The sequence below is a fragment of the Bradyrhizobium sp. CSA207 genome (assembly GCF_029051685.1).
Classification (GTDB): domain Bacteria; phylum Pseudomonadota; class Alphaproteobacteria; order Rhizobiales; family Xanthobacteraceae; genus Bradyrhizobium.
The window spans coordinates 169,269-180,717 of sequence record NZ_JAACFT010000017.1 but is presented as its reverse complement, the minus strand read 5'-3'; the positions used below and the strand labels follow the sequence as shown (position 1 = coordinate 180,717).

Below are 11,449 nucleotides of genomic sequence, written 5' to 3'. Positions count from 1 at the left end.
CAGCGCCTAGATGAAGCTTCTGGTTGCCCCTAAGATGACAGGAGGTCGATCCCATCGCATCAAAGGCCCGGCGGCCGCGGAACGCGCCGGTGGGCTCAAGTTGCACTGTTTTCACACGGCCTGGGCCGCAAGCCGACGCTGAGTGAATGACAGCTTCATGCCGACAACCGCTCGATGGCAACTAGTGGCCGCGGCCGAGATGGCGCTCTCTCCTGAGCGACGACTCGAAGCGTACATTTGGCAGAGACATTCAAAAATTGCTAGGCTCGCATCGCATTCCAGAAAAGCGGCGATCCTTTCTGATCGGCGCTGCAAGTGTTCGCATTGCTCACACGTCACGGGAGAGTGAAGTGGAAGCTCAGACCGAAGCGCAAGGATACGTGCTGGGCGCCGCCGAGGGCGAACATCTCGTTCACTACCGCAATCCCGGCAATATTTTCATCAAGGTCGATCCTGTCAGAGGTTCCAGCAAAGTGGCCTGCGGCACCCAGCAGGTACCTATCGGCGCTGGCATTCCAATCCACAGACACTTTGACACGGACGAAGCGTTTTACGTTCTGGATGGAGGCGGAACGTTCATATTGAACGATGTGCATCACCCCTTCGAGAAGGGTGCGACGATATTCATCCCGAAGAATTCGTGGCACGGGTTCGCGAACCCGGACAGTGAGCTGCTGCTGCTTTGGATTGTCACGCCCACCGGCCTTGATGCGTTTTTCCGCGAAACCTGCAGTCCGCCCGGCCTGCCGCCAAAGCAGTTGACCCGAGAGCAGGTCAACCAGATCGCGCGCAAATATGGCACAGAGTATAGATGACCGGGGCGGCGCCCTCATCCACAAGCGCAGAGAAAGAGCGGCGTACCGCGACTCGCAATTCTGCATTCGCAAGTCCCAACGACCGCTTCTCAAACGCCTTCTGACCCGCCATTGTGCCCGCAACTATCCCCTCTGGAGCAGCATCAATGTCGGACAAGGTCTCGCGTCGCCAGTTCGCGAAAATCGCGGGATTGTCCGCAGCCGGTGTCGCCAGCCCCCTTGAAATGGCAGACGCCAAGCCGGCGGCGGCGGCGCGTAACGCGGGCGGCTTTCCGGCCGGCTTTGTCTGGGGCACGGCGACGTCGTCCTATCAGGTCGAGGGCGCGGTCAACGAGGACGGGCGAGGGGCCTCGATCTGGGACAGCTTCACTCGCATCCCCGGCAAGATCGAGGACGGCACCAATGGCGATCGCGCCAATGAGCATTACCATCGCTACAAGGAGGACATCGCGCTCATTCGGGAGCTCGGCTGCAAGGCCTATCGCTTCTCGGTCGCATGGCCGCGGCTGTTTCCGGACGGCGACGGCAAGCCGAACCCGAAGGGGCTCGACTTCTACAATCGCCTGATCGACGAGCTCCTGAAGAACGGCATCGAGCCGTGGCTCACGCTCTATCATTGGGACCTGCCGCAATCGCTCCAGGACCGCTTTGGCGGCTGGCGTTCGACCGAGACCTGCAAGATCTTCGGCGACTACGCCGCCTGTGTCGCCGAGCACCTGACCGACCGCGTCAAGAACGTGTTCACGCTGAACGAGAGCGGACGCTTCGTCTATTTCGGTTATGGCATCGGCATCGACGCGCCTGGCCTGACGCTGCCGCGCGCCGAGGTCAACCAGATCAGGCACAACAGCGCGCTCGCGCACGGGCTCGCAGTGCAGGCGGTGCGCGCCCATGGCCGCCGCGGCACGAAGGTGGGGCCGGCCGAGAACATCGATGCCTGCGCCCCCGCGATCGACACGCCCGAGAACGTCCGTGCCGCCGAGATCGCACTGCGCGAAATGAACGCCGGCTATCTCAATGTCATCATGGAGGGACGGTATACCGACGCCTTCCTGAAATTCGCCGGGCGTGATGCGCCGAAATACACCGACGCGGAACTGAAGATCATTTCCTCGCCGGTCGATTTTCTCGGCCTCAACATCTACGCGCCGCAGAACTACGTGGTGGCCTCCGACCAGGGCCCGGGCTTCATGCCGCTGCCGATCCCGAAATCGTTCCCGCACATGAATTCGGACTGGCTGCGCATCGGCCCCGAGACGCTCTACTGGGTGCCGAAGCTGGCTGCAAAGATCTGGAAGACGGATGCGATCTATATTAGCGAGAACGGCACCTCCGGCGAGGACCAGGTCACGCCCGACGGCAAGATCTACGACACCGACCGCATCATGTACCTGCGCAACTACCTCGCGCAGCTCCAGCGCGCGACGGAGGAGGGCGTGCCGGTGCGCGGCTATTTCCTCTGGAGCCTGATGGACAATTTTGAATGGGTGTTTGGGCTGGGCAAGCGTTTCGGCCTCTATCACGTCAATTTCGATACCCAGGTCCGCACCCCGAAACTCAGCGCCAGCTTCTATCGCAACGTGATCGCAAAGAACGCGGCGGGGGTGTAGCGCGGACCTTCTTCGCCTCTCCCCGCTTGCGCCGCGACCTCAGGCGCGGCCTCGTCACCATGTGTGCCGCCGGCGGCATGGCCCCGGCGGTTATCATCGAGCGCGTCTAGCCAACCTCCTCTTCGCCTCTCCCCGTCAGAACGGAGAGGGAGAGCGGGTGCGGTGCGATCCAGCCCTTATTTTCCAGGGTGAATCGCGACCCGCCTCGCACAAAGGGGCCGGTCATCGCTTGTCGAAAGCATCGAATCAGCTTTAGCAAGCGGCTTGCGGGCCTTTGAAACAAGGCAAAAACCGCTGCCGCAGGCCGCTCCCGCTCAGGAAGTGGCTAAAAAGCAGGGTTTTTTGCCACAGGGGGCCAGAAAAGCCCGTAAAACCGCGACAAAACTGTGCAGAAGGCTCTAGAGCCTTCAACGGTTGGTCTAGTATGCAACCGGCAACGAATCAGAGGAGACACGATGCCAACCCAAATGTCCAAATCGCAGCTGATCGAAAAGATTGCGACCGCCACCGAGCTTTCCAAGCGCGACGTCAAGAGCGTCATGGAGACGCTGACCGACGTCGGCCACAAGGAGCTCAAAAAGAACGGCCTGTTCCTGGTGCCGGGCTTCGCCAAGTTCGTGGTCATCAAGAAGCCCGCGACCAAGGCGCGCAAGGGCACCAACCCGTTCACGGGTGAAGAGATGATGTTCAAGGCCAAGCCGGCCCGGAAGATCGTCCGCGCCCGCCCGGTCAAGGCCGCCAAGGACGCCGTGTCCTGATAAAGCAAAGGCCCCCTCGCAGGAGGGGGCCTTTTATGTTGGGTGACCGCGAGGGCTGAGACGGAGGGGATCAGCCTTTGCGGCGCTTTACCCGCACCGGTATCGGCTGAAGCCGCGGCCTTGGTGCCGCCAGTGCATCGCGAACCTGGTCGACCGCGCGATCGAGCAATCGGCGCAGACGCTGCGCCTTCCGGGATTTCTTCGCTCTTTCCAGCAGTTTTTTCATTGCCTTTACTCCGCCGCCTCGACCTTGGCCTCGGCAGGTTCGAGCACTGCGGCGATGGCCTCATCGACGCGCTCGAGCCAGATGAATTCGAGGTTGTCCCGCGCGCCCTGCGGGATGTCGTCGTAGTCCCGCTTGTTGCGCGCCGGCAGCATCACCCGCCTCACGCCTGCGGCCGCGGCCGCCACCACCTTCTCCTTGATGCCGCCGACCGGCAGCACCAGCCCGCGCAGCGAGATCTCGCCGGTCATCGCGGTATCGCTGCGCACCGTGCGATTGGTGAGCAGCGAGGTCAGCGCCGTGAACATCGCCACCCCCGCGCTCGGTCCGTCCTTCGGGGTTGCGCCCGCCGGCACGTGAACATGGATGTCGCTCTTCTCGAACAGCGCTTGATCGATGCCAAGCTGCGTGGCGCGGCTCTTCACCAGCGTCATCGCAGCCTGCACGCTCTCGCGCATAACGTCGCCGAGCTGACCGGTCAGGATCAGATTGCCCTTGCCGGGCACCCGCGTCGCCTCGATGAACAGGATGTCGCCGCCGACGGGTGTCCAGGCCAGGCCAGTGGCCACGCCGGGAACGCTGGTGCGCAGTGCGATCTCGCCCTCGAAGCGCGGCTGGCCGAGCACGGTGGCGATGTCATTCGGGCCGACCACGACCTTGGCGGCTGTGCCCTCGGCGACCTGCACCGCGGCATGCCGGAACAGTTTTCCGATCTCGCGCTCCAGGTTGCGCACGCCGGCTTCACGCGTATAGCCCTTGACGATCAGCTTCAGCGCCTCCGGTTCGATCTCGGCTTGGTCTGCCGTCAGACCATTGGCGTCGAGCTGCCGCCGCACCAGATAGCGCCGCGCGATCTCCAGCTTCTCGTCCTCTGTGTAGCCGGCGAGGCTGATCACCTCCATGCGGTCCAGCAGCGGACCCGGAATCTGCTCCAGCATGTTTGCGGTCGTGATGAACACCACGCGCGACAGGTCGAAGGGCACGCCCAGGTAATTGTCCCGGAACGTCCCATTCTGCTCGGGGTCGAGCACTTCCAGCATCGCAGCGGAAGGATCGCCCTGCACGCCGCGGCCCATCTTGTCGATCTCGTCCAGCATCATCACGCAATTGCGGCTGCCTGCCTTCTTGATGCCCTGGATGATGTTGCCGGGCAGCGCGCCGATATAGGTGCGGCGGTGACCGCGGATCTCGGCCTCGTCGTGCACGCCGCCCAGGCTGACGCGCACGAAGGGGCGATCCATTGCGCGCGCGATGGATTGTCCCAGCGAGGTCTTGCCGACACCGGGCGGGCCGACGAAGCACAGGATCGGCGCCTTGCCTTGCGGTGCGAGCTTGCGCACCGCCAGATATTCGATGATCCGGCTCTTGATCTTCTCCAGGCCGAAATGGTCGGCATCGAGGATGCGCCGCGCTTCCTTGATGTCGATCGGCTTCTCCTCGGGCAGCGCCCAGGGCAGCTCGATCAGCCAGTCCAGATAGGTGCGGACCATGCCGGCTTCGCCGGCGGCCTCCGGCATGCGCTCGTAGCGGCGCAGCTCCTTTTTGGCGTGCGCGTCGGCCTCCGGCGGCATGTTGGCCTCGGCGATGGCGGCCGTCAGCTCGGCGACCTCGGCCGCCTTGCCGTCGCCTTCGCCGAGCTGGCGCTGGATGGTCGCCATCTGCTCGCGCAGGATCGCCTCGCGCTGCCGCTCGTCGAAGCTGGCGCGCGTCTGCTGGCCGATCTCATTGCTGATGCGCAGCACCTCCAGCCGTTCGGCCAGGTGCTTAGAGACCTTCTCGACGCGCAAGACGAGGTCGATGGTCTCCAGCACCTCCTGCTTATCCTGCGGCTTGATGTCCATGAACGACGTCGCCAGATCCGCCAGCGCGCCGGGCGCGCTGGTGCCCTGGAACATCGCGGCCAGCTCGGGGGGCGCCTGCGGCAACAGCTCGATGGCCTCGATGGCCTGACGCTGCAGGTTCAGCGCACGCGCCTCGATCTCCGGCGAACTCGTGGTTGGCTCCGGAATCTGCTGCACCCGCGCGGCCGGGAACGGCGTGCCCGGCAGGAAGTCGAGGATGCGGGCACGCTGCACGCCCTGGCAGACGATGTGATGGCTGCCGTCGGGCGCGGTGATGTAGCGTACGATGTTGGCGATGGTGGCGACCCGGTAGAGGTCGTCCGGCCCGGGTTCGTCGGTCTCGCGGCTGCGTTGCAGGACGATGCCGACCGGCCGCTGCTCGCGCAGCGCCTGCTGCGCGGCGGCGATCGACTTCGGCCGTGCGATCGCGATCGGCGCGATTGCACCGGGAAACAGCACCATGTCGCGGACGGGGATGATGATCAGGGCGTCGTCGGGGATCTTCATGCCGGAATTGTCTTGAGTGGTATTCGTTTGTTCGGTGGCCATGATCGACCTCAGGATTTGGCGAGGCGCAGTGCGACGCAGCCGTCCATCACGAAGCGGCTGATGGCGTAGCGGCCGAGGGGGAGCGCGATGCGCCGCTCGAAGCGGCCCTGCGGCAGCTCGAGGCGGTGAATGCGGGCGTTGCGAAGCTCGGGCGGGAGCGTGCGCTGGCCGGAGATAACGAGCACGGCGTCATGGATCACCGTCTCGACATTGTCGGGATTGACGCCAGGAAGCGCCACCAGGATCAACAGCTCATGATCGGTTTCGAGCACGTCGATCGGGGGTTCCCAGCAGGCTTCCTGGCGCCCGAATTGCTGGCGCAGCCGGTCGGCGCGGGTCAGCGAGTCCAGGGCTTCAGACAGCATCCAGTCGAGGGGATTTTTGGGTTGCATGGCAAACTCGGGGGAAGGCACTGCGATCGGAGAAAAATCATATGGGGATGGTTCCCCGGAAATCCAGCAGCGCGCGTTCGCAGCATAGCTGGCCCGTCGGGTCGGAGGCGCCCTTGTGGTCAGACGTTTCGGCGCCACGGAGTACGTTCCGCGGCGCCGTCGGTAACAGTTCGGCCGGCCGTGGCTCAGGCCGCTTCGCGGTATTCCTGTTCCGCTTTGAGGTTGATCACGGAGGTGGCGAGTTCGGTCAGGGCGTGATCGGTCGCTTCTTCCTCATCCAGCGTTGCCTGGAGCAGCCTTGCGGCGTCCTGCATGCCGAGCTCTTCGGCCCAGGTGCGCAGCGTGCCGTAGCGGGAGATCTCGTAGTGCTCGACGGCTTGCGCCGCGGCGAGCAGGCCGGCGTCGAGGGCCGGGGCTTTCTTGAACTCCTTCATGATCTCGGCGCCCTCGTCGGTGATGCCGTTGATCCCTTCGCAGGGCTTGCCGCGTGCGGGCTTGCCCAGCATCTTGAAGATCTGGTCCAGCCGTTTGACCTGGCCCTGCGTCTCGCGCAGATGCTTGTTGAAGGCCGCCGCGAGCTCCTTCGAGTTTGCCGCCTTGGCCATCTTCGGCAGGGTCTTGATGATCTTGTTCTCGGCGAAATAGATGTCCTTCAGCGTGTCCAGGAACAGGTCGCTCAGCATCTTCGGTGCCTGACGCGGGCGGCGCGCCGACGATTTCTTTGTTGTGCGTTTCTTCGCTCGTTTGGCCATGAATCCTCCTCTTGAGGCGACAAGGGAAGACATCCCCTTTCTCAATCCTCGCGCGATCAAGACTCTGCGAGGACAAATGTTCCTCGCGAAGGCGGTCATGAGCCGTTTATGGATGCGGCTGCATCCGCGCGCGAAAGACGCATCCACATGCTCGACTTCGCCCTGTCCGCCTTCATCACGCGGCTGCAGGTGATTGATCCCGTCGGCCTTGCGCCGGCCCTCCTAGCCGCGACCGCCGGAATGCCCGACACGATCAAACGGACCATTGCGCTGAGCGCGCCGCTGATCGCGGCGTCGATCCTGGTGGTGATCGCGCTGATCTGTCATAGGGCTGGGGCAATCTGCTAATTCCTTGATCTTAATGATCATTTCATGGTGCCGTGAGCGGGCCGCCGCGATGGTGTGCTATCCGGGCCGCTTTCTCTTGCGCTGCCATATTGCTTTGACGTACTCCCCTTCTAACAAGCGCCCATCGCAAGAAGTCGAAATGAAATCGAGATGTCGATGACAGCGGACGAGCTCGGCAAGAGACAGGCCATCATCGACGCCTGCCGCCGCATGAATGTGCTCGGCATCAACCAGGGCACCTCGGGCAATATCAGCGTGCGACACCAGGATGGCATCCTGCTCACGCCGACCAGCGTGCCCTATGAGGCGATGACGCCCGACCAGATCGTGTTCATGGCGATGGACGGTTCGCATTCCCCCAGCCAGAGGCCGTCCAGCGAGTGGCGCTTTCATCGCGACATCCTGAAATCGCGCGATGACGTCAACGCCGTCGTGCATGCCCATCCGACCTATTCGACGATCCTGGCGATCATGGGGATGGAGATCCCGCCGGTGCACTACATGATCGCGGCTGCTGGCGGCGACAGCATCCGCTGCGCCCCCTATGCCACCTTCGGAACCGTGGAGCTGTCCGAGCATGCGGTGCGGGCACTGGAAGGGCGGCTCGCCTGCCTGCTCGACCACCACGGCATGATCGCGATCGGCAAGACGCTGGACAAGGCGATGTGGCTCGCCGTCGAGGTCGAGACCTTGGCGCGGCAATATCACGGCTGCCTCCAGATCGGACAACCGCCGTTGCTGTCGAGTGCCGAGATCGAGCGGGTCCGCCAGCGCATGGCCGGCTACGGCATGTCGGACGAGTAGGGTAGGCGGTGTTGGTGCGGATCAGACATATCGTCGATCGCAAGGGATCGAACCGCCTCATGGTTCGCCTGCGCGCGCTTCTGCGCAGCAACGAGTTCTACCTGATCCCGCTCGCGCTCGTGATCGGCACGCTGGCCGGCGCGATCGTGACCCTGATGGCCGAGATCGCGCAGATCGCCCATGTCGTGATCTATGGCATTCCTATCGACGTGCGCCTCTCTGCCAATGCGCGCATCAGTCCCTGGGCGGCGCTGATCGCGCCTGCGCTCGGCGGGTTGGCGCTCGGCATCATGGAATGGTGGCGGCGGCGACTGAAAATATCGAACGCGGTGGACCCGATCGAGGCCAATGCACTGCGCGGCGGCAATTTGTCGATGCGCGACAGCGTGGTGGTGTCGAGCCAGACGCTAATCTCTAACGGCTGCGGCGCCTCGGTCGGCCTCGAGGCCGGCTACACCCAGATCGGGTCTGGCATCGCCTCGCTGCTCGGCAAGTTCTTCAATCTTCGCCGCACCGATCTTCGCCTGATCGTCGGCTGCGGGGCCGCGGCGGCGATCGCGGCTGCCTTCGGCGCGCCGATCACCGGCGCCTTCTACGCCTGCGAACTGATCGTCGGCGTCTATTCGGTCGGCAGCGCTGCGCCAATCCTGGCGGCCTCGCTCGCCGGCGCGCTGACCGCGCAATGGCTCGGCGGCGCGCCATACTCCCTCGAAATACCGAAGGTCAGCGCCGTCGGCGTCGAGCAATATCTGGCGCTGATCGGGCTTGCACTCGTCACCAGCGGCGTCGGCATCGCGGTGATGCGGTCGTCTTCGACGTTCGAGCGCCTGTTCGCCTGGCTGCCGGTCTGGCTGCGCCCGGCGATCGGCGGCCTCATCGTCGGTGCTTTTGCTCTCGTTACGCCGCAGGTCCTCGCAGCGGGCCACGGCGCCATGGTGCTCGATCTGTTTCACGACATGACGATCGGCCTGATCGCAATCATCATCGCTCTGAAGGTGACGGCCTGCCTGATCTCGCTCGCCTCGGGTTTCCGCGGCGGTCTGTTCTTTGCCTCGTTGTTCGTCGGCAGCCTGATCGGAAAGTTTTTTGCCGCAGTGCTTTTGCTCATCAGCCCGGACTTCGTGATCGATCCGCTGGTCGCGATGCTGACGGGTATGGCGACGCTCGGCGTCGCCATCGTCGGCGGCCCGCTGACCATGTCGTTCCTCGTGCTCGAGATGACCCGCAATGTCGACGTCACCGCGGTGGTGCTGGCCGGCTGCATCGTCACCTCGATCTGCGTTCGTTTCATGTTCGGCCATTCGTTCTCGACCTGGCGCCTGCATCTGCGCGGCGAGACCATCCGCAGCGCCAACGATGTGGGCTGGCTGCGCAATCTCACCGTCGAGCGTCTGATGCGCTCCGATGTCGGCAAGGTGCCCTCGACCACGACGATCGCTGCCGTCCGGCGCGAATTCGCGCTGGGCTCCCGGCCCGGAATCGTCATCGTCAACAATTCGGACGAATATGTCGGCCTCGTCCTGCTACCCGATTTGTTCTCCAGCGACCTCGACACCATCGCCGACGATATCCAGGTGATCGAGCTCGCGCGCCTGACCGAGATCGTGCTGATTCCGGAGATGAACGTGAAGTCGGCGATGGCGGTGTTCGACGAGGCGGAAGCCGAGATGCTGGCGGTGGTCGATTCCACCGACAGCCGCAAGGTGGTCGGCTTCCTGACCGAGACCTTTGCCCGCCGCCGTTATGTCGAGGAGATCGACAAGGCCACGCGCGGCGTGCTCGGAGCGTTGTCCTAGGCGGCGCGCCGCCCGGCCGGCCAGAGCGGCATCGCCGCCTGCGCCGGCTATTGGCTTGGTTGAGATAACGACGCGTCAGTCACGTTGAACCAGGAAAATGGCATCGATCCCGACGGCGTCGGTTGATGCGTTGGTTCACGTAAAACGCTTACGGCGACCGAAAGAACGGTGCGGCCGTTCATTAACCGCTCAGGTTCGATCGGGCAAGCTGGATGCGGTTGTTCGGTTTACAATCGTTCAAAGCGTGGCAGATTGCCGCGATCACGAAACCATTTCAGTGGTTTGCGCATTGTAGATCGTTTGGGCGAGAACAGGAAGATCAGGAAGATCAGAATGAGTGTTGGACCCACGATTTCCGCGGCCGGCCGCAACACCGCGCTGGCTGCGTTCGCAAGCCTTGCCTTGGTTGCGGCCTCCGGATCGCCCTCGAGCGCGGCATCGACTAAGCCGGCAAGTCCGGTTGCCGGGAGCTCAAATGCATCCTCTGTGACCGACTTCAGCGCTGCCCGTCGCCACCGCTATTATCGTCGCGGCTCGAACGCTGCGGGCCTCGCCTTCATGGGCGCGGCGGCGGGCATCATCGGGGGGGTCATCGCCGAGCAGCGCCGCCGCGATTACTACGAGAACAACTACTATTACGGCCCGCGTCCTTACTACGGTGGCCCGGGCTATTACGGCGGTGGTCCCTATTACGGCCAGCGCTACTATTATCCGCCGTATTAGTTGGCGGTCGCTTCGCCCTATCCCGCGAGGGCGCGATCCCGGGGCGCTATCGACTGGATCTGCGGGAAGTTTTCCAGATTGGCAGGGGCGGTGCTTTGCATCGCTCCTTTTTTATTGTTTCGGATTACGGCCCCGTTTCGCTGCCCGTCAATCCCTCTCCGCGAAAATATTCCACTTTACCGAAATTCGGAAATGGCGGTATGTGTCGCCCATCCCGGCTCGACCTTGAGGGGCGATCGTACGTCGTCACGTTTCGCGAGCCGGGCTTGCGGTGGACGCGGCAGCGTCGGCACGAAAGGTGCGGGCAGGGCGGGTAGTCCCTGTGAGCCCGAGGCCACGTGCGGACGGGCGGCGCTGAAAGGTTCGTCTCGCCAACATTTTTCCGGTCGGGTGTACACCGCCGGAGAACCCTGTGGCGAAATGGCGGGCCGTGCGTACGGCAAAACCGTGTGGTCCTGACCGTCGTTGCTACGGTCAAGCTTTTCGCGGAGGTGCCAGCGAGCCCAACCGGGCGGACGGCGCCGTCAATTCGCAAAGGCGAGGGAGGCCAGAACGAACTCGGCTCCCGGGAGAGCACGGCATAAGCCGTCAACCCACTGCGCAGGGAAGGCCGAGTGTTCGGCGACACCTGTATGCTGCTGTGCGGTTTTTCTGCGCGTGCTTTTCGCGCAGCGGACCGCGGGTGCCAGCCGGCACCCGGCCTTCCCTGCGCCCTCTTGGCTTTGAGAGGGTGGAGCAACCTAGCAAAGCTCGGGCGAAATGCGCCGCGAGAGCGCGAAGCCGTGTCTGCTACATGAGATGTTGCACGTTGCGGCCACCGCCATTGAGGACCCTCACC

The 11,449-nt window shown here is 63.7% G+C and carries 10 protein-coding genes and 1 pseudogene; 7 read left to right on the top strand and 4 right to left on the bottom strand.

Annotated elements, in window-relative coordinates:
- Nucleotides 1–350: 350 nt before the first annotated feature.
- The 3 genes from GWG65_RS20815 to GWG65_RS20805 all read left to right on the top strand — a co-directional run bounded on the left by GWG65_RS20815 (nt 351) and on the right by GWG65_RS20805 (nt 3,183).
- Nucleotides 351–815, top strand: coding sequence for a cupin domain-containing protein (locus GWG65_RS20815; RefSeq protein ID WP_275197416.1), 465 nt, complete (start codon nt 351–353; stop codon nt 813–815).
- Between the two features lie 146 nt (nt 816–961).
- Nucleotides 962–2,425 (top strand): GH1 family beta-glucosidase, encoded by a 1,464-nt coding sequence (locus GWG65_RS20810; protein WP_275197415.1) that lies wholly within the window; start codon nt 962–964, stop codon nt 2,423–2,425.
- A gap of 455 nt (nt 2,426–2,880) precedes the next feature.
- Nucleotides 2,881–3,183: an HU family DNA-binding protein gene (locus tag GWG65_RS20805; RefSeq protein ID WP_148738628.1), complete on the top strand. Its 303-nt coding sequence runs from the start codon at nt 2,881–2,883 to the stop codon at nt 3,181–3,183.
- A gap of 70 nt (nt 3,184–3,253) precedes the next feature.
- Here GWG65_RS20805 and GWG65_RS20800 read toward each other — a convergent pair whose 3' ends face one another.
- The 4 genes from GWG65_RS20800 to GWG65_RS20785 all read right to left on the bottom strand — a co-directional run bounded on the left by GWG65_RS20800 (nt 3,254) and on the right by GWG65_RS20785 (nt 6,940).
- Nucleotides 3,254–3,409, bottom strand: coding sequence for a hypothetical protein (locus GWG65_RS20800; protein WP_275197414.1), 156 nt, complete (start codon nt 3,407–3,409; stop codon nt 3,254–3,256).
- 5 nt (nt 3,410–3,414) lie between these two features.
- The gene (gene lon, locus GWG65_RS20795; protein WP_275197413.1) at nt 3,415–5,796 is read right to left on the bottom strand and encodes an endopeptidase La; all 2,382 of its coding nucleotides are present in this window, start codon (nt 5,794–5,796) and stop codon (nt 3,415–3,417) included.
- Between the two features lie 8 nt (nt 5,797–5,804).
- Nucleotides 5,805–6,188, bottom strand: coding sequence for an Hsp20/alpha crystallin family protein (locus GWG65_RS20790; protein ID WP_275197412.1), 384 nt, complete (start codon nt 6,186–6,188; stop codon nt 5,805–5,807).
- Between the two features lie 185 nt (nt 6,189–6,373).
- On the bottom strand, nt 6,374–6,940 hold the full coding sequence (locus GWG65_RS20785) for a DUF892 family protein (protein ID WP_275197411.1): 567 nt from the start codon (nt 6,938–6,940) through the stop codon (nt 6,374–6,376).
- A gap of 147 nt (nt 6,941–7,087) precedes the next feature.
- On the opposite strand from GWG65_RS20785, the pseudogene GWG65_RS20780 reads away from it, so the two are divergent.
- The 4 genes and pseudogenes from GWG65_RS20780 to GWG65_RS20765 all read left to right on the top strand — a co-directional run.
- Nucleotides 7,088–7,261 (top strand): annotated as a pseudogene (locus GWG65_RS20780) (MarC family protein); the annotation flags it as partial.
- Nucleotides 7,262–7,438: 177 nt separating this feature from the next.
- Nucleotides 7,439–8,092: a class II aldolase/adducin family protein gene (locus GWG65_RS20775; protein WP_275197409.1), complete on the top strand. Its 654-nt coding sequence runs from the start codon at nt 7,439–7,441 to the stop codon at nt 8,090–8,092.
- Nucleotides 8,093–8,100: 8 nt separating this feature from the next.
- Complete coding sequence (locus tag GWG65_RS20770; protein ID WP_275197408.1) at nt 8,101–9,888, top strand: chloride channel protein; 1,788 nt, start codon at nt 8,101–8,103, stop codon at nt 9,886–9,888.
- Nucleotides 9,889–10,221: 333 nt separating this feature from the next.
- The gene (locus GWG65_RS20765) at nt 10,222–10,611 is read left to right on the top strand and encodes a hypothetical protein (protein ID WP_275197407.1); all 390 of its coding nucleotides are present in this window, start codon (nt 10,222–10,224) and stop codon (nt 10,609–10,611) included.
- Nucleotides 10,612–11,449: the final 838 nt, after the last annotated feature.

Coding starts and splice junctions, on each gene's coding strand:
- GWG65_RS20800 (WP_275197414.1), bottom strand. CDS start 3,409: ATGAAAAAACTGCTGGAAAGAGCGAAGAAATCCCGGAAGGCGCAGCGT.
- GWG65_RS20805 (WP_148738628.1), top strand. CDS start 2,881: ATGCCAACCCAAATGTCCAAATCGCAGCTGATCGAAAAGATTGCGACC.
- GWG65_RS20765 (WP_275197407.1), top strand. CDS start 10,222: ATGAGTGTTGGACCCACGATTTCCGCGGCCGGCCGCAACACCGCGCTG.
- GWG65_RS20775 (WP_275197409.1), top strand. CDS start 7,439: ATGTCGATGACAGCGGACGAGCTCGGCAAGAGACAGGCCATCATCGAC.
- GWG65_RS20810 (WP_275197415.1), top strand. CDS start 962: ATGTCGGACAAGGTCTCGCGTCGCCAGTTCGCGAAAATCGCGGGATTG.
- GWG65_RS20790 (WP_275197412.1), bottom strand. CDS start 6,188: ATGCAACCCAAAAATCCCCTCGACTGGATGCTGTCTGAAGCCCTGGAC.
- lon (WP_275197413.1), bottom strand. CDS start 5,796: ATGGCCACCGAACAAACGAATACCACTCAAGACAATTCCGGCATGAAG.
- GWG65_RS20785 (WP_275197411.1), bottom strand. CDS start 6,940: ATGGCCAAACGAGCGAAGAAACGCACAACAAAGAAATCGTCGGCGCGC.